This is a genomic window from Paenibacillus sp. FW126-R14 (assembly GCF_058789495.1).
The window spans coordinates 105,579-129,342 of sequence record NZ_JBYTBS010000013.1; the positions used below are offsets into that span (position 1 = coordinate 105,579).

General features: G+C 50.6%; 15 protein-coding genes. 13 read left to right on the top strand and 2 right to left on the bottom strand.

Annotated features, from left to right (window positions below):
- The first annotated feature begins 75 nt into the window (after positions 1-75).
- The 10 genes from AC3WRW_RS11635 (at position 76) to AC3WRW_RS11680 (ending at position 18,580) form a co-directional block, all read left to right on the top strand.
- Positions 76-2,328, top strand: coding sequence for a helix-turn-helix domain-containing protein (locus AC3WRW_RS11635; RefSeq protein WP_492546482.1), 2,253 nt, complete (start codon positions 76-78; stop codon positions 2,326-2,328).
- A 34-nt stretch (positions 2,329-2,362) separates the two neighbouring features.
- On the top strand, positions 2,363-4,945 hold the full coding sequence (locus tag AC3WRW_RS11640) for an exo-rhamnogalacturonan lyase family protein (protein WP_492546483.1): 2,583 nt from the start codon (positions 2,363-2,365) through the stop codon (positions 4,943-4,945).
- A 20-nt stretch (positions 4,946-4,965) separates the two neighbouring features.
- Complete coding sequence (locus AC3WRW_RS11645) at positions 4,966-5,763, top strand: polysaccharide deacetylase family protein (RefSeq protein WP_492546484.1); 798 nt, start codon at positions 4,966-4,968, stop codon at positions 5,761-5,763.
- 527 nt (positions 5,764-6,290) lie between these two features.
- A complete protein-coding gene (locus tag AC3WRW_RS11650) occupies positions 6,291-7,559 on the top strand; it encodes an FG-GAP-like repeat-containing protein (protein WP_492546485.1) in 1,269 nt (422 codons plus the stop codon).
- An 11-nt stretch (positions 7,560-7,570) separates the two neighbouring features.
- Positions 7,571-9,775: a glycoside hydrolase family 88/105 protein gene (locus AC3WRW_RS11655; RefSeq protein ID WP_492546486.1), complete on the top strand. Its 2,205-nt coding sequence runs from the start codon at positions 7,571-7,573 to the stop codon at positions 9,773-9,775.
- Positions 9,776-9,925: 150 nt separating this feature from the next.
- Positions 9,926-10,669 (top strand): ABC transporter ATP-binding protein, encoded by a 744-nt coding sequence (locus AC3WRW_RS11660; protein ID WP_492546487.1) that lies wholly within the window; start codon positions 9,926-9,928, stop codon positions 10,667-10,669.
- Positions 10,666-11,427, top strand: coding sequence for an ABC transporter permease (locus tag AC3WRW_RS11665; protein ID WP_492546488.1), 762 nt, complete (start codon positions 10,666-10,668; stop codon positions 11,425-11,427). The genes AC3WRW_RS11660 and AC3WRW_RS11665 overlap by 4 nt, the downstream gene beginning before the upstream one ends.
- 472 nt (positions 11,428-11,899) lie before the next feature.
- Positions 11,900-13,012: an S-layer homology domain-containing protein gene (locus AC3WRW_RS11670; RefSeq protein WP_492546489.1), complete on the top strand. Its 1,113-nt coding sequence runs from the start codon at positions 11,900-11,902 to the stop codon at positions 13,010-13,012.
- A 524-nt stretch (positions 13,013-13,536) separates the two neighbouring features.
- On the top strand, positions 13,537-13,938 hold the full coding sequence (locus tag AC3WRW_RS11675; protein WP_492546490.1) for a hypothetical protein: 402 nt from the start codon (positions 13,537-13,539) through the stop codon (positions 13,936-13,938).
- A 133-nt stretch (positions 13,939-14,071) separates the two neighbouring features.
- Positions 14,072-18,580 (top strand): NEAT domain-containing protein, encoded by a 4,509-nt coding sequence (locus AC3WRW_RS11680; protein WP_492546491.1) that lies wholly within the window; start codon positions 14,072-14,074, stop codon positions 18,578-18,580.
- A gap of 10 nt (positions 18,581-18,590) precedes the next feature.
- Here AC3WRW_RS11680 and AC3WRW_RS11685 read toward each other — a convergent pair whose 3' ends face one another.
- A complete protein-coding gene (locus tag AC3WRW_RS11685) occupies positions 18,591-19,979 on the bottom strand; it encodes a HAMP domain-containing sensor histidine kinase (RefSeq protein ID WP_492546492.1) in 1,389 nt (462 codons plus the stop codon).
- Positions 19,969-20,682, bottom strand: a complete 714-nt coding sequence (locus AC3WRW_RS11690; protein WP_492546493.1) for a response regulator transcription factor — start codon at positions 20,680-20,682, stop codon at positions 19,969-19,971. The genes AC3WRW_RS11685 and AC3WRW_RS11690 overlap by 11 nt, the downstream gene beginning before the upstream one ends.
- A gap of 208 nt (positions 20,683-20,890) precedes the next feature.
- Here AC3WRW_RS11690 and AC3WRW_RS11695 point away from each other — a divergent pair, with 208 nt between their 5' ends.
- From AC3WRW_RS11695 to AC3WRW_RS11705, 3 genes are all read left to right on the top strand, one after another.
- A complete protein-coding gene (locus AC3WRW_RS11695; protein ID WP_492546494.1) occupies positions 20,891-21,565 on the top strand; it encodes a response regulator transcription factor in 675 nt (224 codons plus the stop codon).
- Complete coding sequence (locus AC3WRW_RS11700) at positions 21,562-22,980, top strand: HAMP domain-containing sensor histidine kinase (protein WP_492546495.1); 1,419 nt, start codon at positions 21,562-21,564, stop codon at positions 22,978-22,980. Before AC3WRW_RS11695 ends, AC3WRW_RS11700 begins: the two co-directional genes overlap by 4 nt.
- A 93-nt stretch (positions 22,981-23,073) precedes the next feature.
- Positions 23,074-23,706: an undecaprenyl-diphosphatase gene (locus AC3WRW_RS11705; RefSeq protein WP_492546496.1), complete on the top strand. Its 633-nt coding sequence runs from the start codon at positions 23,074-23,076 to the stop codon at positions 23,704-23,706.
- Positions 23,707-23,764 lie beyond the last annotated feature (58 nt).

The window sequence follows — 23,764 nt, forward strand, 5'->3', positions numbered from 1 at the left end:
GTAAAAGCAAGATTCGGTAACATGCAGGGGGGGACGGATGGCGGAAAAGGCCGCTTTTTTAGAAAAAGCCTGATCATGATTTTTATCGTCTCCGGCATTCCGGGACTCATTATGGGCGCATTGGTGTATTGGATCGCCGGAGGGCGCGTTGAAAGCGAGCTGCTGCAGCTGCATTACAGGCAAATCGAACAACGTTCCCAAAACATGGACGACCAACTGAGCAACCTGGAGCTGCTGCTATCCCACTGGGCGTTTGACAATAAATTCGATTACAGCTTGAACGGATTCGACTTCGTGAGAAATTTCGAAAGAACGCAGGATATGACGAGAACGCTTATCGCGATGCAGGGCTCCAATGCGCTGGTGAAGAAGGCGGAGCTGTATATCGGCGGTTCGAGCACCGTTCTTTTTAATCCGGAATATACCCTGCTTGATAATCAGGCTTCATCCGGCCTGTACGATAAGCTTATTCATGGCAAACATATCACCTACTGGACACAGTGGGCCTTCGATCCGAGCCACCCTGAGACGAAGGATTTGACGCTTATTCACCATATTCCCGGGGGCAGCTTGCAGCCCTTTGGCGTGCTGGTGTTTCGATTTGACAACGAGAAAATTGCGAACCTGCTGAAAACGATGACGCCGTACGATGACGGGGAAACCTTTGTGCTGCAAAATGCCGGCGAGCTTTATGTCTCTGCAAGTGGTAGCGCTTCCAACTCTCCTTTTGTCATGGCCTTGCGGGAAAAAATCGATGCTTTGGGTTCCCCCAAAGGCTCCTTCTTTTTAGATTACAAAGGGACGACCTACACGGTTTCCTACGGCAGCTTGTCCCGAATCGCGGACGATTGGACGTATGTATCGGCATCTCCGATTACGAGCATCATCAAGCCTGTGGTGTTTATTTCCAAGCTGATCATCACCGTAAGTCTGGTCGCGCTCCTGCTGGCGGCTCTGCTCTCTTGGCTGGCGTCGCAGCGGATTTATTTGCCTGTCAAACGGCTCGTCACCCTGCTTGGCAGTCATGCGAACTGGGCCGGCCGGGAAGATGAGTTCAGCTTGATCGAAAAACAGTGGCAAAGCCTGCACAAAGAAAGCCTTGAGCTGAACACCAAGCTCGCGGAGCAGCTGCCTCATGTGAAAGACAGTTTTTTGCACCAACTGCTCCAGGGCTACTTGAACGATTACTCCGAGGAAGATTTGCTGCGCCGCATGGAGCGGTTTAAATGGGATGTGAGAAATCGGCAATTTACAGTGCTGTATGTCCAGTTAGTCGGCATGGCCAGTATAGACGGGACATTCCGCCATGGCGACGAGGGGCTTGTAACGTTTGCGGCTGTCAACATGATCAAGGAGCTGGCTTCCTGCCATTTCGAGCAGTGCGACATCCTGAATTTCCATGATCTCACGGCTGGACTTCTGCTCATCACACCGGAAAATCAATCCCTCGCGGGAGCGTTCGAAACGTTCAGCGAAGAATTGACGCAGTCTATCAACCGCATTCTGAAAATGCGCGTAACCATCGCGATTTCTCGTCCCGTTTCGTCCGTTTCGGATGTTCCGCTTGCTTTTGACAGGACGAAACAGGCCGTCAGCTACCGCTATTTTGAAAATGCAAACCAGATCATCGATATGGAGAAGGATTATCTCGAAGGCGATGAGGCTGCGGAGCCGGAGTATCCGTTTGCGCTGGAGCGGGAGCTGATTCAGGCGCTTCGTACAGGCCGGGACGACGACGCGCACGCTATGCTGGCAGCGTTCCTTGAAGCGCTTTCCTGCAAAGGAGCGAAGGAAATCGATGTGCAGCAGGGTATGCTGCATTTGCTCGGCAATGTTCAACATGCCATTATGGTGTCCGGCATTAACCCGAACCGGCTGTTTAAAGGGGCGAATTTGTATGAGCAGCTTTCCCAGATCCGGGAGCCCCAGCGCATTCTGAAATGGTTCCAGGATAAGGTGATCGTCCCTTTCCAAAAGGAGCTGACAGGCCGCTCCGATGCACAGGTCAAGCGCATGATCGAGCAAGCGATGATCTATTTGCAGCAAAATTATATGAACGATATTTCGCTCGACAACTGTGCGGATCATACCGGCACCAACCCGTTTTTCCTCAGCAAGACGTTCAAACAGGTCACGGGGAAAAACTTTATCGACTACTTAACGGAGCTGCGTTTGGAGAAAGCGAAGGAGCTTTTGCGCGAGTCCGAAATGAGGATCAGCGATGTCGCCGATCAAGTCGGCTATCAGCATAGTTATTTTAACCGGATTTTTAAAAAGCTGGAGGGCATGACGCCGACCCGCTACCGGGAGCTCAGCCGAAGCTCCTGAACCGATTCGATTGAATGATAAGGGAGATGCATAGATGGAAACGGAAAAGAAAGTGAAGCTGCGTTGGTTATCGAAGAACAACATGGCGTCCATGCCGGTCGGCGTAACTTGGGGAATACCGTGGAGGGAGGGCGAGCTGCGCCGGGAGGAGCCCTTGCTTCTAACGGGAGCAGACGGCAAGAGCATCATCCCGCTGCAAAGCTGGCCGACCGCTTATTGGCCGGATGGCAGTGTCAAATGGTCGGCCCATGCGGCTGCAGTTCCAGACGGTTCGATAGACAGCTTCACCATTGTCAAAGGAAGCGGACCTGCTCCGGGCAGCGCCGTCATCGTTCGGGAGACGGACGATACGATTACGCTGGATACGGGAGTTATGGTTTGCACGCTGGGCAAACAGGGTGGGTACTGGCTTCGCAGCATCGTTCGCGAAGGGTCGGAAGTATGCAGCGGAGGCGACTTGATCTGCTTGAAGGTAGCTCGCACCGAGGTGACCGGGACCCGGACGCTTACGGAGGAGCCGTTCGAGAGCCGCATCCATCAGGCGGTTGTGGAGCAGGACGGCCCGGTCCGGGCGGTGGTGAAGCTCAGCGGCAGGCACCGCGCGGTGAACGGCTCGCGGGAATGGCTGCCTTTCTCGCTGCGGCTGTATGTCTACGCAGGCTTGGAGTCAATCCGGCTTGTTCATACGTTTCACTATGACGGCAATCCGAACGAGGACTATATCAAAGGGCTTGGCATCCGTTTCAAGGTGCCGATGCGGGGGCCCCATTATAACCGGCATGTCCGCTTTGCCGGGGATAACGGGTACTTCAGCGAATCGCCGAAAACGCTGCATACGCGGCGTACGAAGGGGAAGTACCGGGAGCTCTTTGAGCGTCAGACACTTGGCAAGGAGGTTGCCTTTGACGGGCAGGAGGACGCTTATTTCTTGAGCTTGCTGGATGATTCGGCAACGTGGAACAATTTTAAGCTGGTTCAGGATTCGTCGGACCATTACCGGATCTGGAAGCAGACGAAAGCGGCCTGCAGCTGGGTGAAGGTGACGGATGGGCGGCGCGCAGGCGGGCTTGGCTATATCGGCGGTGCAGGCGGCGGTTTGGCTGCCGGGCTGCGCCACTTTTGGGAGAAGCACCCATCCGGTTTGGAGGCGGGAGGCATGGCAGAGGCGGAAGCGTCGTTGACGGTGTGGTTGTGGTCGCCGGACTGTGCGCCGATGGATCTCCGCCATTACGATACCGAAACGCATGTGGAGTCGTCTTATGAGGGGGCGGAGGAACTGCGGGCAACGCCGTACGGTATCGCGAATACGAGCGAAATGACGCTGTGGAGCCTGGCCGCCGCACCAAGTCCGGAGAGGTTGGATAGCATGCTGATGCAAGTGCAAGATCCGGCTTTACTCGTTTGCGAACCGGAACATTATCAGACGGCTCGTGCCTTTGGCTATTGGAGTCTCCCTGATCGGAGCAGTCCGGCAAAGGCGGCGCTGGAGCAGCGTTTGGACGGCATCATCGCCTTTTACCAGGATGAGGTGGAGCAGCGCAAATGGTACGGTTTCTGGGACTATGGCGATTATATGCACAGCTATGACCCGGTCCGGCACGTATGGAACTACGATCTAGGCGGCTGCGCCTGGCAAAATACAGAGCTCGCGCCCAATATGTGGCTGTGGATCATGTTTCTGCGCTCGGGCCGGGACGATATTTTCCGCATGGCGGAGGCGATGACCCGGCATACGAGCGAAGTCGATGTGTACCATTTCGGCGAATATGCCGGACTTGGCTCGCGGCACAATGTCGTTCATTGGGGCTGCGGCTGCAAAGAAGCCCGCATTGCCATGGCGGGGCTGCACCGCTACTACTATTATTTGACCGCCGACGAGCGGATCGGGGATATGATGGACGAAGTGAAGGATTCGGATTTCACGACGGTCCATTTGGACCCGATGCGGGCCTACTTTCCGAAGGATGAGCACCCGACGCATATTCGCGTGGGCCCGGATTGGGCGGCCTTCAGCTCCAACTGGATGACCCGTTGGGAGCGATATGAGGACACCGCATACCGGGATAAAATCAGGGTGGGTATCGAATGCATCAAAGGCGCCAACTATGGGTTAATCTCCGGCCCAACGTATGGCTACGACCCGAAAACCGGCGTCCTGACGCCGCTTGGCGATGATAACTGGGGGCGGCATTTGGCGATATGCATGGGCGGCCCGCAGGTATGGTTCGAGCTCGCCGATATGCTGAAAGATCCGAAGTGGGAGGAAATGCTGGCCGATTTCGGCGTGTATTATAACAAGTCGCAGGAAGAGAAGGATGCGCTGACGAATGGAGATATCAGCACCAAACATTTCGAACACCCTGTGCTCAGTGTGGCGATCGTCGCTTATGGCGCCCATTACAAGCAGGACAAAGAAACAGCGCGCACATGCTGGTCTATTCTGCTGGGCAACACGTTTGCCCGCGTCGATCTGCAGAAGGACTCCGTTGTTGTTCTGCATGTGGATAAGCTCAAAGAGATCGACTGGATGAACACGAACGAGGCGGCCCAATGGTCATTGAACACGATTATTGCGCTGGAATTTATTCCGGATACGATTCCGGAGGACTATCGCTAATGGAAGGGGAGGATGTATCCATGAAAAGAGTCGTCATGTGTTTTCCCGAAGGGCGCCATAAAGCGCTGACCATGAGCTACGACGATGGCCGGAACGCCGACAAGCGGCTGGTGGACATTTTTAATCGGAACGCTATTAAAGGTACTTTCCATATCAATTCAGGGTTATTCGGCACGCCGGATCGGGTGACGGAGGAAGAGGTGCGGACACTTTACGCAGGTCACGAAGTGTCGGTGCATACGCTGACCCATCCGACAATTGCGAGGTGTCCGCAAGAGCTCATCGTTCATGAAGTTCTGGAAGACCGCAAAAACCTGGAGCGCATTGTCGGCTATACGGTACGCGGCATGTCCTATCCGAACGGCTCCTACAACCGCCGAATCAAGGAGCTGCTGCCGGGGCTCGGCATTGAATACGCGAGAGTTGTCCCCAGCACAGGCCACTTCGGCATGCCGGACGATTGGCATGAGTGGCAGCCGACCTGCCATCATAAACATGAGCTTATGCAGCAAGCGGAAACGTTTCTCGGGCTGCACAAGACGCAGTACTTGTACCTCATGTACGTATGGGGGCACAGCTACGAATTCGATCAGGACAACAACTGGGATGTTATCGAGAATTTTTGTTCGTACGCCGGCGGCAGGCCCGACATCTGGTATGCAACGAACATGGAAATCGTTGATTATACGAAAGCTTTTGAACAGCTGAAGTTTTCGGCGGCGATGGATTTTGTGTATAACCCGTCATTCCGCAGCGTTTGGCTAAGTGTTGACGGGCAGCCGCTGGAAGTGAAGGGCGGGGAGCAGAAGCAGCTGTAAGATGTCAGTAAGAGAACTGGCTCCGATTTCGGGGTCAGTTCTTTTTTGGCATCTCAAAGTCAGCCGAAGCAATAATCCCCCGTGTAGTCGATCATAGTGGGAAGGGGGGCGTTTCGGTTTAGGGGGAACTTCAGGGCTCTATTTTGCCTAAAGCAGCCTTTTGAGCAGGAAAGCGGGAACTAGGGTCCGCTATTTCGCCATTTTGAACAGGATGGAGTCACATTGATGCGATTAAGACCCTGTAGTATCCCTTCAGCTCTCGAGAGTGGGCTATCCCTCAAAATAAGGGAATGGAGTTCCCTTGAACGGTGCGGAGCTGTATGCACGGTAAGCCGAGATTCCCCCTTGATTTGAAGGGGACGCAGCTCTTGCGAGCAAGAAAGTGGCAACCCGGCAAAAAATGCATAGTCCCTTTTTGGGCGGTTCAAAAAAGTACGATTGTAGGCAGATGGAATGTTGTTTACGCTGTTTGTGCTAGCGTTTATTACGATCAAACGAGGGGCCACCAACACAGGGAGGGATACGGGATGCAACAAACGTTGAAGGAACCACATCTCATTGGAAAAATCGATATTCGGGCGGCGGGTCCCCGCTGCAAAATGCTGCTAGGCGATCTGAACGGAGACGGCCGAATGGAAGTGCTCTTGGTGCAGCCTGACAACCGCCAGGATGTGCGGTACATTCCCCACCAGGTACAGTGCTTGACGGCGTTCGATTTGGAAGGCAATCTGCTTTGGCAAACCGGCAAGCCGGACCCCGGAGCTGGAAGTCAAGGCTCGGATTATCCGGCGCAAATTGCCGATATTGACGGTGACGGCCGTCTGGAGGTTTTATGCGTGATGAACGGTCAATTCGTAATCTTGGACGGTCAAGACGGACAGGTAAAAGCTGTTCATGAGCTGCCTGGCGAGCAGGCGCATGATTGCATCATTGTAGCGAATTTGACCGGCGGCGATACGGCCGGAGATATTATTCTGAAAGACCGCTACCACACGATGTGGGCGCTCGATCGCGAATTTAAACTGCTGTGGAAACACGAAGGCAATCCGGGGCATTTTCCGTGGGTTTACGATTTCGACGGTGACGGACTCGATGAGGTCATGGCCGGATATGACCTGCTTGATCACGATGGCCGGCTTATGTGGAGCTGCCGGGATTTGGACGACCACGCAGACTGTATTTGGGTTGGCGATGTCAACGGCGACGGGGAGCCGGAGCTGGTCATCGGCGGCAGTGTCACAGTCATGTATGACCGCCATGGTCAGGAGCTTTGGCGTTATGAAGGCTCGATCGAGTCCCAGCATATTGCGCTCGGCCGGTTCCGCAGCGACTTGCCGGGACTTCAGATCGCCGGGCTGGATCGTCTCGTGCGTGAAGATGACGGCAAGGGTCTGAAAGGCAAAGACGCGCTGTTTCTTTTGGATAGCGCAGGTCAAGAGATCTGGAAGGAAGACCGCCAGACGGACGGCTGGCTGACCATCATTGAGCCTCTACGCGGCTGGGAGCAGGGTGCGCCGGATTACATTTTAGCTTATCGGCGCGGGGGCGGCGTGTTTCCAACCTTATATGACGGCGAGATGAATGCGGTGGTTTCGTTTCCGCTTGAAGGTTATGCCGTACATGGCGATTTGTTCGGCACCGGAAGCGAGCAGGTGATTATCTTCAATGATGAGACGATGGCGATTTATGCCAGCGAGCCTCGTGATGTGACCGAGAAGCCGTCCGGAACTCCGCTGCCGCATCCCAAAAGGTTGTCGAGCTCCACGCTGTACCCCGGCGGCGAGATCCCGGTCTAATGGAGGAAGCGATGAACATGAACCCGTATTTTCACCCAAATGAATCGATTGCTGGCAAAGCGAAATCTGACGCGCATATCTTGGCGACCGTCGCCGGAAGGTTTATCGGCGCTAATCCTAAGCATCCGCCGGTTTACCGGGTATTCAGGACGGAGGGCTTCCGGCGCGGGGAGGATTACCGCTACGAAATGGATCTGGCGCTGAGATGGCCGAAGCTGGAGGACGGGCAATTTGTCTACGTATGGGGAAAGCTGTGGAGTGACGGAGAGACTGAGCACCCGTTCAGCGTAAGCTGCTTTAGTCCCGTACGAATCTTGGTGAATGGGACGCAGGTATTTGCATCGAACCTGAATGATGACGTGTTCCCGGATCGAAGCAGCTACTTCCGTGCGGGGCTCGTCAAAGGCTGGAATCACATTGTTCTGGAATTTGTGAAAACCGCAACAGGCTGTGGCGGCAAGTTCGGAACGGGGAGCATAAAAGGGTTCCCGATGCACATTCTTGCCCCTGCGGCAGACCGGGACGGCCAAGAGGGATGGGTATACAGCTCCCCGCAATCGGCAGCATGGGAAGTCATGCCTGGGGCCGGAGAGGAAAACGGTGCCGATGCAATCCTGGCTCCATGGTACCCGCAAATGGAATGGACGCCGCAGGAACGGAGTGCCGGGTGCTTTGCCCGAATGTATGGAGAGCGGCGAGGGCAGATCGCTTATGCGTGGACGAAGCTGGAGAACAGGAGCCCGAGTAGGCAAACGGTCAGGTTGACAGGCGAGTACCAAGGTCAACTGACCGTGTACGTAAACGGCGCTCCGGTGTATGAGAGGCACGAGGAGCCGTCCGCAGGTCCGCTTGATCTGACATTTCCGCTCCCGTTCGGAATTCACGATCTCGTTGTCCGTTCCACTTGCGCGGGCGCGGCTTGGGGCGTCAGCCTGGAGATCGAACGCGGAGCGGGAGCCTTGTCTGTGAGGCGAATCGCCCCTTACCCGGTTGAAGGGCTGCGGGACGGGTGGCTGTATGCGGGGCCTTTCTCCGCTGAATACGCCCCTTCGCCATCGGTCATCACCCGGATGGATGCAGCGTTCGGCCCAGATGGAGAGCGCACATTCTGGCGTGCCGATATGCCCGGAGCGTGGATACGGCCGTATCTGGAGAATGCCATTTACGGCAAATGGAACTATCCGCTCGGTGTGACGCTTTACGGCATTTTACGAACAGGCGAGGAGCTCAAGGACCCGCATTATACGAATTATGCCGCCGATCATATCGAACAGTGTACGTCCTTGCACGCCTATAGTGTTTGGGACCAAGCGCAGTACGGGTCGCCGGGCGTGAATCACCAATTGGCGCTGATCGACAGTTTGGACGACTGCGGCTCATTCGGTGCGGCTATGCTGGAGGCTCACAAACTCCGGAGGCTGGCAGGGGCGGAAGCGGCAGCCGAGCGCATAGCCCGTTACATCTCGCAGGAGCAGAGCCGCCTTGAGGATGGGACCTTGTACCGGACGCGGGGAACGACCGATTTCATGAAGGATACGGTCTGGTGCGACGATTTATACATGAGCACGCCATTTCTCAGCAAGTACTATGAGCTTACGGGCGATTTGGCGTATTTGAATGATGCGGCGAAGCAGTTTTTGCAGTATAAAAAGCTGATGTTCATACCCGAGCTCGGCATTATGCATCATGTTTTCGACTTTAAATTCGGCAAAGGAAATGGCGTGCCTTGGGGGCGGGGCAATGGCTGGGTGCTGTTTTCGTTAACGGAGCTGCTGGCCGTTATGCCGTCCGGGCATGCGGACCGTCCGGCGCTCATGGCTTTTTTCCGCGAGCTGTGCCAAGGCTACATACGCTTGCAGGGGGCTCAGGGCCTTTGGCATCAAGTGCTGACAGATCCGCAGTCGTATGCGGAGACGTCTTGCACATCGATGTTCATCTACGCGTTCGCCCGAGGCGTCCGGTTCGGCTGGCTGGAAGATGCGGCTCCGTATGTGGAGGCTGTGCTGCAAGGTTGGGACGGCTTGACGCGCTATGTCATCGACAAATATGGCAACGTGTACGGCGTCTGCCGGGGCTCGGGCTATTCGTTTAGTAAGCTGTACTACAAGGATCAGCTGACGTGGCAGTTGAACGATACGCATGGAATCGGCATCGTGCTGTTGGCCGGCATCGAGACGATGAAGCTGAGGAAGCATGTGTCGGCGTTAAGCGGTTAATGAATCAAATAAGACTGGAGCAAGGCTGCCGTTGATGTGACGGCGGTCTTTTTTTCAATTGAAATTTTCTAATGTTGACCCATTATATGAGGGTGCTAAAATAAGTAAGTATATATTTTAAAAAAAGAAATACATGAAAGGGAACATGCAATGCTTGAAATTCATGGTTTAGCTAAGCTTTCCTACGATCAGGAAAATTCAAAATCTCCATACACATTTGCCGGTATTTCCGCACAGATTCAGCAAGGAGAACGAATTTCTCTAATCGGTGCGTCCGGGCAAGGCAAAAGCACGCTTTTGCGCACATTGGCTTTATTGAACACTCCCGATGAAGGAGATATGATCTTTGAGCGGGCCTCTTTTCGTGTGGTGGGACCTCGCAGCTGGAGAAAACAAATTTGTTATGTTGCCCAGCAAGCCGTTATGCTGCCTGGCACTATCCTGGACAATTTATGCGTGGTAAGCCGGCTGCACGGTCAGCCTTTTGACCGAAAGCTTGCAGACCAATTATTAGAGGCTTCGGGGCTTGCACATTTGGACATAACCAAGAAAGCCGGCGAGATGTCCGGCGGGGAAATGCAGCGGATTGCTCTGATTCGTTCCATGCTGTTGCGCCCGGCCGTGCTTCTGCTTGACGAGGTTACGTCATCTTTGGACACGATTAGTACAAGGGCTGTAGAGAAATTGCTGCAGCAATGGCATGCAAGTGAAGGGACCACACTGATTTGGGTTACACACGAGCTGGAGCAAGCGGCACGAACCAGTGACAGGGTTTGGTATATGTCGAGCAACACCATTCTGGAAGATGCGCCGACTGCGGAATTTTTTCGAAAGCCGGCTACAGAGTCGGCAAGAGCATTCATCCAGTACAAGGAAGATGAGGTACAGCCATGACATTGTTGTCTCTTAGCTTTACTTTGTTGTTCATTATGGCAACGATGATGATTTCTTTTTGGCAGAAGCTGGGATTAGAAAAAGAAATCGCGGTCGGTACGATCAGATCCTCTTTGCAATTGTTATTTATCGGATATGTGCTGCAGTATATTTTTCAAACTAATAATATTTGGTATTTATTGATCATCATTACTCTTATGATATCTGTCGCATCTTGGAACGCAGGCAAGCGAGGCGACGGGATGCAAGGCATTATTTGGCGGATCGCCTTTTCAATAACGACGATGGAAATCGTGATGATGGGTTTACTGCTGGGGCTGCATCTGATTCAACCGACTCCGCAATATATCATACCGCTTAGCGGGATGACGATCGGAAACGCGATGATTGTTTCAGGGTTGTTTGTTAACCAACTCAAAAGAGAAGTGCTGGCTTCGAGAGGCGAGATTGAAGCGCTATTATCGCTGGGTGCTACTGCAGGACAAGCTTTGCACGAAGTGAGAAAACGAGCGGTGAAATTCAGCATGATTCCGACGATCGACGGTATGAAGACGGTGGGTCTTGTTCAGCTTCCCGGCATGATGACAGGAATGATCGTAGCAGGCGCCGAACCGGTTGAGGCTGTGCGCTATCAAATTTTAATCGTTTTTTCCTTTACGGGTTCGGCAGCTATTACAAGTATTCTTTTGAGCGTGCTCTGCTATAAGCTGGTGTTTACAAAGGATTTGCAGGTGAAATCATTTCGGGATAAGCGATAAGAGATAAGGCTTGACGAGGTCGTCTCAAAGGTCGATTTCAAGCGGTGTAAAAGTTTTTGGTGCAAATAAGATCCTGTAGTTCCTCCAGGAACCTGAAAGCAGCCCACTCCGCCAAAATAGGGCCCTGTAGTTCACCTAATCAACAGCATGTATTAGAAATTTAGGTGCATCGCTTCAGCCGGGGCGGCAGAGGCCGGTTTTGCAGCCCGCGAGTTCACATCTAGATAATGATTATCATTCTCACTACTCACTTTAATTGAGAATCAATCTCATTGTCAATACTTATTTTGGGGGAATTATCCAGATGGGTGAGAGGCTCATTTGTATTGAGATTTATGCGCGTTAGGGATCAACTTCGAAAAATAGGGTTGACATCCTTTAAAGCAGTAAGCTATTATCAACGCATTGGTAATTATTGAGAATGATTATCATTGTCTTTTTTTTGAACGCTCAAAGGAGGAAATTTCTAACCATGAAGATTAAGTTCCTATTGCCCGCTGTTTCGCTAGCCTTATTAGGACAGCTGCAATTATTTTGTCCAGCGAAGATTGTTGCTGCATCCGATAAGTCAGATGGCACATACAAGAACGTTTATGTCTCAGCGCTAACCGCGAACCCACAGGGGATTGCCGACGGGACATACAGCTTGGCTTACGAATTTCGCAAGTACAATACGGAACAAGCTTCCGTGATGCAGGACTATGTGATAAACCCCGGCAGGCTGCTAGTGAAGAACGGCAAAATGGTTATGCAGATTACGCTGAAACAAAGCAAGGAGATTACGGCATTCAAGCTGGGAGCAGCCGGCAATCTGTCGTCACCGGAAATCATCTCAGCGGATGAGCTTAACAATACACGTACCGTGCAGTTTGAAGTCCCGGATCTGAAGAGTAAAATACAGGGATGGGTGAAAATTTATTGGCAGGTCAGCTCGTCATTTCTTTATGACCACGAGTATGATCTGGATCTGATTATGGATCCATCAACGCTCAAAGCCATTCCGGGGGAACCCGGACCTGCGCCTGTCCAGGAGGAGAAGGTTCTTTCTGGCCTGAAAGATATGACGAATCATTGGGCCAAAACGGCTGTGGAGCAGGCTGTCAATTTAAAAGTCGTGAACGGTTACGAAGACGGTACGTTTCGTCCTGATGGTGAAATCAACCGTGCGGAGTTTGCTGTGCTCCTTAATCGGGCCTTGAAGCTTCCGACTGCGTCCAAGCCGCTAAGTTTTACCGATAGCCTCAACATTCCGGAATGGGCAAAGCCCGATCTGGGCTCGGTCACGGAATCCGGGCTGATTGGCGGCTATGAAGACGGGACTTTTCGCGCCGATCGCACGATTACACGTGCGGAATTAGCTGTTATCGTCGTGCGCGCGCTGCAATTAAAAACAGATGCCAATGCGAGGCCGTTATTTTCTGATGCAGCGCTTATCCCCCAATGGGCACAGGCTGCAGTCGCCGCCGCCTCAGAATCGGGCATGATTAGCGGACGTGATCACAACAAGTTCGCTCCCGAGGCCAGCGCGACAAGAGCTGAAGCCGTTAGCCTCGCAATGAAACTGATCCAAGAGAAGAACAAGTAGTGACCCCTTTTCGCATGCGCATGAGCAGACGAATGTGTGTCCTTGATGTTTTTTTACGATGAAAAATTGGGGGATGCCTGGATCATGCGGATAGGATAAATCTGCCCAAAACGTGGGACTCAACGTATCCAGAGCGCGTCTGTTGATTTCAATGGTCGCGCTCCTCTTGTACGTAGGGGAAAGAAATTTTTAGAAAAATTGATAAAAAAAGGGTTGACAAATTTTGTGGCACATAGCTAATATAGGGTTGTCGATAGATGGTGCACACATCTTCGATGAGCTCACCGTGAAGAGACACAGATTATTGGCCTGATCAACGTGTCGAAGCCGCAGAAGCTTTTTTTTTACATCACGATTGATAATGATTATCATTATCTATACATATCCCATGTTTTCGAGGCGTTCACGAGTCCTTGGTAGAAAGGAGGCTTCTGTAACCGCTGCTTCAAAAGTTTGAAAATCCGATTACACCAAATCAATCCGTTAGAAATAACAAATTAAAAATAATGAAGGAGTGTTTGTAAATGAATTTGTCGATCAAAAAATCTTTCTCAATGATGATGTTGGTATTTGCCCTCGTTCTTGCTTTTGCAGTTCCTGCTCTCGCCGCAAGCAAAACCTATGAATTCTATTACAACGGGAGCGCCACTTCTCCTTACAACTCTCATGTCAGCGGATATATTGCCGGTTCCGCGGACGTAACAGGAACGACTGTTACCGTCACGTTGACAGGCAATAGCTATGGGGATTTAAAAGCAGACGACGGTACCGGCACTTTTGTTACTGCGTCCAAATCAATTAATGGCAGCGGCAACACGGTGTTCACTTTCACGAACTCCGACCCGACGGAAGATATCGATACTCAGCTTTACGTAAATGCCGGACCTCATTCGCAAACTTATAATCTTACTATTCACTGGAATTAATACGACGTCCAAGACACGTTGAAAAGTCAATGCGCCGAGGTGAAACGTGATCTATCCTGATCGCTTTCGCTTTGGCGCTTGTCTTTGCTCCAATACCGAATAAGAAGGAGTGTACATAAAGTTGAAGAGCCATGTGAAACAAATTATGGCCATATGGGTTTCGTTGGCCTTGTTCCTGTCCTCGCTTCTATCTGCCTTTTCTATCGATACCGGGATGGCGAAGGCGGCGGGTGTGATCCCGGACAACGATTACGCAGTTACTTACAGATATTTAAAAGACGGGACGACCGATTCCTCCGCTGCCAATATTTATTTGTCCGTACCAGGCTCGGGCAAGCTCATTGTGAAGGACGGGAGCTTACAGTTCGAGCATCAAATTACACAAAAATACTACAGCTATTTTAAATACATCGGTTTTCGCAAAGCAGGATCGGCCAAAGCGGTGATTAATGCCGACACACAGCAAATTATAGGTATGGACGGTTATCAGAATTACGCGGTCCGGGCCTCTGCCGACGGTTCGGGCAACTGGATTACGACAATCCCAATGGAGGACATTGGTAAGAAGCCGGATGTACTTATGCATGTCGTAATCAAAGATGATCCTGATTATCCTCCCGGATTTGTGTACGATAACTGGTACAACGTCCAGTTGGAAATCGATACAAGCAGTTTGCCGGGCAATAACAATGCTGGGAATTGCGTCAATGCAGAGCAGCCGATTACCTTGCCCCAGCTGCAAGATTTGATCACTGTTTCCAAGTCCGTATATGCAAGCACATACGAAGGAACCAATTACGGAAATTATCCGACAGGCTCCAAGCAGCCGTTGTATACGAACATTGTGCTTGCGGATAATTTTATCGCGATGGGGAGCACGGCCCCGGAGCTGATAAAAGCCGTCTATACTTCACTTACGTCGGCATTGAGCATCTATCAATATGAGGTTGTTTCGCAAGTCGATAAAACCAATCTCCGCTCGCTCGTTCATACGGCTATGAAAGATCAGGCGAATATGCATGAAGCAGGGTACGCGGAGTGCAAAGAGGGCTATAACTATCCTCCGGTCACATCAGGCGAATATACCAAAGGCTCTAAGGAGAGTACACAGCTTTATTTGGGAAGAGCACAGACCGTGCTGTTGAACGTTTACGCCACAGCGTCTAATGTGACCAAAGCGATCAATCAGCTTAAAGGTTATACAAGCAATGAGTACGTTGCCGCCGAACCCGCTAAATTGATCATCCTCGACTCGCTGAATCCAACATCGACACCGTCGCAGAACGCTCCGGAAATTGGCGGAACGGCTGAAATTATTCAAACGCGAGATAATGGCATCGACTATGTAAGAGCCAATCTCACGTTCAATGGAGCAGCACCCTCCGAGGTGGTTCAGTCTAAGCCCGAGGGATGGAGCCAGAACAATGGCGCGGGCTTCATCAAAGACGGATTGGATTATGCGAATGAAGCCAACCGGGCGCTGCTCCTTGTCAAAAGCTCCAATGCACAAAAAAACGTATATCAAGTGCTCGTTCGCGGAGCGGGCGTTGACAATACGAAATGGGATGGTCGCTCTTATCTTCGCTATAAGCTGAATGGCGTAACGAAAGAAGTTTATATCAGCTATAATGGCCATCAGCTCGACGCCTTGAACCAAGTCGTTGGCGACGCGCAAAAGTATATCGGTGAAGCGGTGGCGCTGCCAAATGCCGAACAGACTTATGCGGCTGCCAAGTCGGCACTGCAAGCGAAGCTGGACGCAGCCAAAGTAACGGCGGCCAATTTGGCGGCGCCCCGGACGCAAATAGACGCAGACAGTTCAGGATTGACAAAGGCGCTGGATGATTTTAAAGCAACGTCCGTCATATCTGTTCCGGGACCTGGCGGAGAACCGCCAGCTGACGGAGTCTATCCGATCGGCTTCCATATCTACAAAAAAGGAACCAGCGAACCGTCTGTCATGTACGACTACGTCGTGGCGGGCAGCGGGAAACTGATTGTGGAAGGCGGCAACCAATACGTCTCATTTACCTTAAAGCAGAATGCCGAAATTCTCTCATTCAAGACGGAGAGAAAAGGCGCATTGGTGGAAACGGACAAAATGAGCGAAGATACGGTTGCCAATACGCGCGTGATTCGTTTTCCAGTGAGCGATCTTGGCGCCCGCTTGAACGGCTGGGTCAAAATTTATTGGGTGCTCCCGCCACCTATTCCTGTATATGATCACGAATATGAAGTGGAGCTGGCATTCGATCAGCCGGTTATTCCCGAAGATCAGCATGAGCTGAATTTCAGTGTCCTTCATGCAACGAAAGATGAGCTCTCTTCGATGGATAAATATTTCGCTAAGCCGGGCAAGTACAGCGGGGAGAGCGGGAAGGTTAAAGTGACGCTGACTCTGAATGATAGTGCAGTCGTCCCGAGCTTTAAAGTCGAGCAGAACGGCGTTTTGACGGAAACAAAAGTGATCAGCACGGATACGGCAGCGAATACGCGTGTGGTTCAGTTCGAGACGGCTGACCTGACAACTCTGATCAACGCTCAAGTACACGTTTCGACGAGCTTTAACGGCCAACCTTACGAAATGGACCATAAAATTCGTTTGAAACTGTCCCCGACGGACAAAACTGCTTTGAACGCGTTAATTGCTTCGGCTCAAAGCAAATTAGAAGCGGCTGCGGAAGGAACGGGGGCAGGCAAATATCCTGCTTCGGCCAAGGCAGCTTTGCAGGCAGCCATTGAGACTGTCAAAGCTGCAGCCTTAAGTGCGGCATCTTCCCAACAGGCGGTGGATGCAGCCGTCTCATCTTTGCAAAGAGGGATTCAAGTGTTCCAAGCCTCTCTTATTTTGGAAGAAGCAGACTATTTGATTCTACTGCCGGCTGGGATTAAAGACGGCACCGGTGCGCCTATCAGCAGCTTTGTGTCATCCGAGACCAAGTTAAAGGTGAGCGGTGGCAAGCAGGTTGTGACATTTCATTTAAACACCGGGGTAATCTTGAAGAAGATTCAAAAGAAAAAAACGGACGGCTCCCTGGAAGATGTGCTTCCACAAGCTGCAGCTGCGGCCAAACAGAATAACGAGGTTGCGATTCTGAGCGCATCCGGCAGCTCCTCTTCATTCAGCTTCGACGTGGATCGCACGGCTAATTATCTGCTGACACTGGTTGACGCCGATCAGACGAATCGCGTATTTGAAATTGCTTTTGCCGAGCTGGAACCGGCGAAAGTAAATCCTGGCACGGGAGGACCTGGGCCGGCCACACCGGTGAATGTACACGGGATTTCGGACGGAACGTACAGCATTTCGTATAAGTTTTTGAAATACAATGCTTCGTCCACTTCTGTCATGCAAGATTACGTTGTTACCCCGGGGAAACTCACGGTGAGCGGCAGCTCGATGTATTTCGAGTTCACCCTTAAAAACAGCAAAGAAATTCCTGATTTCCAAATCGACAACGGCGGCGGCTTGTCTGCACCGGAAGTATCTTCAACGGATGAAAAGAACAACACCAGAACGTATAGATTCAACGTTGCCAATTTGGATGAGAAGCTCCATGGCTGGGTCGATGTGAATTGGCCGGCTATGAATTATGTGCATAAATACGATGTTCATTTGGCTTTTGACAGATCGAGTTTAAAAGCTGTTGCAGGCGGTGCCGCTGGAGGAGTGACCGGCGGGGAGAGACCGCTGGCCGATCGGTATGTCGATGGTGAATATGTGCTGGAGTATGCGTTCAATGTTCGTGGTTCTGCCAATAAGGCGGAAGTGGATGCTTATATGAAACATCCCGCGAAGTTCGTCGTCAAAGCCGGCAAGAGCTATCTGCAAGTGACGGTAGCTTACCAGGAAGTGAAGTCGCTGAAGATCGATAATAGGGGCACTTTGACAGAAGCGGAGGTCATATCGACGAATGTCAAAGACAATGAAAAAACGTTGCAGTTCCCGATTACGGATACAGCCTCCAAAATCATCGCGCAAATTACGACCCAAGGCAAATATTCAGGCGATTACAATGTGGAGTTCGTCTGGGATAGTTCAAGTATTAAGCCATATAAAGAGCAGCCGAAGGAAGTCCTCGAGGTCAAGCCACCGGTCATTGCCATCAACATATTCAGCGATGTTGAGAAACATTGGGCTAAAGCGCTCATTGAGCGCGCCACTAAGCTGGGATTGATAAGCGGGTATGAAGACAAAACCTTCCGCCCCGATAAACAGATTACACGCGCAGAGTTTGCTGTGCTGTTAAGCAGAGTATTGAAGCTGGAAGCGGGCAAAGAGCCGTTAAGCTTCACGGATGCAGGGGACATACCGGCGTGGGTGAAGCCGCAGCTTGCTTCCATTGTTAAAGCCGGTATTATGAATGGCTATGAAGATGGCACTTTCCGAGCGGACCGGGAAATCAGCCGTGCGGAACTGGCTGTGATCGTCACACGGGCGCTCAAGCTGAAAGTGGATGCGAACGCGAAGCCGGGCTTCACAGATGCAGAGAGCATTCCAGCATGGGCGCAAGCCGAAGTGGCGGCAGCTCATCAACAGGGCATACTCAGCGGGAGGGGCAGCAATATGTTCGCACCGAATGAAAGTGCCACACGTGCCGAAGCCGTCTCATTAATTCTGGCTTTATCTCATGACGAATAAGGTTGCTCGATCAGAAACGGGGATGCTGCAAAGTATCCTCGTTTATGTCTGTTATTAGGGGATAAGAGATAATAACCTCGGTTCCTTTTTGAAGTTCACTGTGGATTTCAATTGTTCCTTGGTGTTGGTTGACGAGGCGTTTAGCAATCGATAATCCTAAGCCGGAACCGCCTGTTTGCCGGTTTCTGGAACGGTCTACCCGGTAGAAGCGTTCGAAAACGAAAGGCAATTCCTCCGGCGGGATTCCAATCCCATCGTCTTTGATTCGAATGCTTATCGATGTATCCGTCCTGCTGAGATAGACTTCAATAAGTTGCTTGCCGTATTTCAACGCATTGTCCAGAATAATGAGGATCACTTGCTTCATTTTCATTTTATCGGCATTTATGAGGAAGTGATCTGCAGAAGAAATAAGCCTGATTTCTTTGGAGGAAAGAGGCTGCAGCAGTTGAATGCTCTCTTTGCACAGAGCTTCAAGATCGAAACAGCTCATTGTGAGCTGCCCCTCATGCTCGAGATCGGCTAGTTCTAACAATTGATAAGTCACATGCTTCATGCGAATGCATTCCTCATGTATAGCGGTTAAGGCCTCCTTATGGAGGTCGATCTCCTCGAATCCCCATCTGCGAATTAATGATGTATATCCTTCCAGAATCGTGAGCGACGTTTTGAATTCATGCGAGGCGTCCGAAATAAACTGTCTCTGCTTCTGCATGCTTGTCTCCACACGTTCCATCAAGTGGTTGAATGTTTCGGATAATTGGTAAAGCTCATCCTTCGATTTATGATTTAAGGGAAGTTTTTTGATTTGGAGATTCGTTTGGATTTCCTTCAGCGTCTGAACCATGCGGGAAAGCGGCATGAAGATCAGTTTGGACAATAAAAAACTTGCAGAAATTGAGATCAACATAGCTGTCAGCGTTACGACGCACATAATGCTGACTAAACGGTATAAATTTTCTTTCAATTCGCTGGCTTCAGAGACGAGTTCCAACGTTCCGAGAATATTCGCTCCTTGGCGGATCGGCGTCCGGACGATGAGTACGGTTTCGTGATTCACTTCTTGCGAGTAAGCTTCCGGGGAATCGGTATGCTTGGGAGGAACGACGAAAAATTCGAAAGTATGGGAAGCCAGGTTGATCACCGCCGAAGACCGATCGAGCGTCCGGATCATGGTGTGGTCAGGGAGGTACTTTCTGAGAATACGAGTATTGCCTTCTTGCAGCAATTCGGTTGGACTCGTATTTTCGAGAATGATATTCGCTGCACTTTCCAGCGTTGCGATTTCCTCCTCTTTCTCCATTCTGGCATAGAGAACATAGATAGCGAAGGTGAGAGGAAGCAGAATACAGATTAGCCATACAAAAGACAGTAAGGAGGCTTTTGTTTTAATCTTCATCTCCGCTCACCTCCAAACAGTATCCGATGCCGCGAATTGTTTTGATAACCGGGTACGGGGCCAGCAGCTTTTTACGCAAGTATCGGATATAGACATCGACCAAATTCGAATTCCCCAAAAAATCGTATCCCCATACATCGTTCATAAGCTGTTCGCGGCTAAGAACCTCATTCTGATGCTCAATGAAATAGAGGAGAAGTTCAAATTCTTTTGGCGTCAAATCGATGTTCTTACCGTACTGCGTCACTTGCCTTGTTCTAAGATTTATCGTCGTTTCTTTCAAAGAATAAGCCATGAAATCCTGATGTTTAAGCTCTTTCTCCGTGTCATGCAATCGTTGGTGATGGCGAATACAGGCACGAATCCGAGCCAGCAGCTCCTCCATGTGAAAGGGTTTGGTGACATAATCATGTCCCCCCAAGTCAAATCCATTCACAATATCCTCGGTAGTTTTACAGGCGGTTACTACAATAATCGGCGTCTCGTTGTTCGCGGCACGAAAGGTTTTAATGAGTTCAAAGCCATTATGAACAGGGAGCAAAATATCGAGCAGGATGAGATCCCATAGTCCTTGCGATGCTTTCTGCAGCCCTTCGGAACCATCCATAGCGATCTCGACTGAATATCCGGCGTGCGTAAGCTCGAGCTGCAGCAGTCTTGCTATTTTCTCCTCGTCCTCAATGACCAGTATGTTATTTGCCATCAACAGCACCCTTTTCTAGCGGATATATAGGTCATGCGCCTTCATACATCTTATGCGTGCAAAAAGTTGGTTGTTCGTCGCTAGCGCCTTTGAATAGAAAGACACCTTAGTCTTCAGACTAGATGGTAACTATGTATTGGATGATTTCTCATTATTTTCTCATCGATTTGACTTATACTTAGAATAAAGACGCTTAGGGGAGATGGCGATGAAGAAAGTACTGCTTATTGAAGATGAAAAAAACATGGCCCGTTTCATTCAATTGGAACTGGAGCATGAATCGTTTGCCGTACACGCGGCTTATGACGGGAAAACGGGGTTGGACTTGGCCCTTCAAGATAATTGGGACTTGATACTGCTCGATGTGATGCTGCCGGGACTAAACGGAATTGAGGTCTGCCGGCGCATTCGTGCTGCCAAGAAGACTCCGATCCTGATGTTGACCGCCAGGGACAGCGTCGTTGATCGCGTCTCGGGTCTAGACAGCGGAGCCGACGATTATATGCCTAAGCCATTTGCCATTGAGGAATTGTTGGCGCGGGTAAGAGCTATTTTCCGGCGTATGGAGTTGGATGGAAACGGGCCGCATGCGATGCTTTCTTTTCACGATATTACGGTGGATACGGATGCGCGTATTGTTTATAAGGATAAGAACGTCGTTGAGCTGACGAAGCGTGAATTCGATCTCTTAGTGATGTTCATGAAAAACATTAATCTGGTGCTGACGCGCGATATGTTATTGGATCATGTGTGGGGGTATGATTCTTTGGTGGAGACGAACGTTGTCGATGTGTATGTCCGGTATTTGCGGAACAAGCTGGATCAAGCTGGTGATAACAGCTTCATTCAAACGGTCCGGGGAATCGGGTATGTCCTGCGATGATGGAACGAGTCTTGCGTTTTATACGGCAGCTCCCCATCAAGTGGAAGCTCATGCTAGGAGCAACCACGCTCATTTTCCTTCTGTTTGCGACGTATAACTTTGCCCAATATCTTGTTCTCAAGCAGTGGATGATGAACCAGGAGCGGGACAAGATTCAAGTTGGCATGGCCCAGCTGCAGGACTATTTTCAGGAAAAATTGAAGTCGGACGATGGTTTTCAAATTGCGGAAAGCCGGCCTTACATTGAGAAAATGATGGGGAAAAATCAATTCGTGCGCATCATCGGCCAGGAGGGAGAGCCTCTTCTAACGGTTGCCAATCATTTTAATGAAAATTGGGTGACCCCGAAGCCGGTCATTGTGCCGGAGCTGTTCGACACGACCCCTAATGAAGATCACGTTCTTATTTATCGAAGTCCAATCCAAACCGCAAAATTCGTTGGAACCATAGAGCTGGCCAGCAACTTAGAAACGTTTGACCATTTTAGCGCGACATTATTGTGGGTGATGCTGATCGGCGGGGTGCTGGCGGTTTTCATTAGCGCACTCAGCGGTTTAGCTCTTGCGAGGCAATTCATGCATCCTATCCGGGCACTAACCTCCGCCATACGGAGCGTCAAAGAGAAAGGACTCACGGAGCGCGTAAGCAATATACAAAACGGAGATGAGCTATCCAGTTTAGCGCAGCTGTTTAATGGATTAATGAATCAATTGGAAATTTCTTTTCGCCAGCAAAAGCAATTTGTCGAGGATGCCTCGCATGAATTGAGGACGCCGATTACGATTATGGAAGGCCATTTGTCGCTATTAAATCGTTGGGGCAAATCGAATCCAGAAGTCTTAGAAGAATCCTTGCAGGCTTCGCTTCAAGAAATACGGCGAATGAAAGGGCTCGTCCAAGAGCTTCTAACGCTTACGAGAGTCGAATCTCAATTTCTGGCTGAAAATGCGAAGCCTATTTCGCCGGTTCCTCTCATCCAAGAAACGCTGGATAGATTTAAGGTTCTCCATGCCGATTTTGAATTTCAAGCGAACACAGAGAAAATGGACGATGTTCTGATCTCTATTAGCCCGCTGCATCTAGAGCAGATTCTCTTAATCGTACTGGATAACGCAGTAAAGTATTCGACGAATGACAAGAGGATCGCAGTGGAGGGAGAGCGCTTGAAAAATGACGTGCAAATCACAGTGCGAGATCATGGCATCGGTATCCCGCCGGCGGATTTGCCCTATGTGTTTGACCGGTTTTACCGGGTGGATAAAGCGAGAAACCGGGAGATCGCAGGTACTGGACTAGGGTTATCCATTGCCAAACAGTTTGTAAGCAATTATCAAGGTGAAATGGCCATCCAAAGCGAGGAGAACAAAGGGACTGCCGTAAGCATTAAACTGCCTGTTAGCCAATCTGCTCAATAAAATAGCATTTCTCATGCTCTTCTCATCTTCATCATGTAAAGTCATTGTAAATGCCGCTGACGGGGCATTTAGTACAAATAAAGGATGATGAAGATGGAGTTTTCACAGGTGGATTATCATTGGTTTCAAACCATTAATCAATTAGGAGATACAATAGCCGTTCTGAACCCAATCATGCGTTTGTTTGCCTCTTATGCCGAATATGTGTTTTATATAGGAGTTGTCCTATATTGGTTTACGCGGCAAGAAGCGAATCGCCGAATGGTGGGCGAAGCCCTCATAGCCGCATGCGCAGCATTCGCTTTCGGCGGACTTCTCTCGCACTTCTTCTACCGGGACCGGCCGTTTGTCGCCCATCACGTCATTCAACTGATCGCGCATCCGGCGAATGCCTCCTTCCCGAGCGATCACGCGCTCGGTGCTTTCGTAATCGCCACAGCGATCTGGCTATACCGGAGAAAAGACGGAGCGATCTGGCTTGCACTCGCAGCATGCATTGCTTTCTCAAGAATCTGGACAGGGGTTCACTATCCGTCTGATGTTCTGGCCGGAGCCTTGATCGGCAGCGCTGCCGCGGTTCTCGTCCATCAATTATTTAAGCGCTCGTCATTGGCGCAGAAAGCAATGATGACCGTCATCCAGGGGTATGAAGCCGTGGAGTTCAAGATCTGGCGCAGGCACAAGGCGGTCTCTTCGGCGAGCAAGAAGAGGGTGTCCCATAAGTAAGAACTAATGACTTTAGGACATGGCTACCATTCAGAAAAATGGTTTTTAAAAAAAGCAA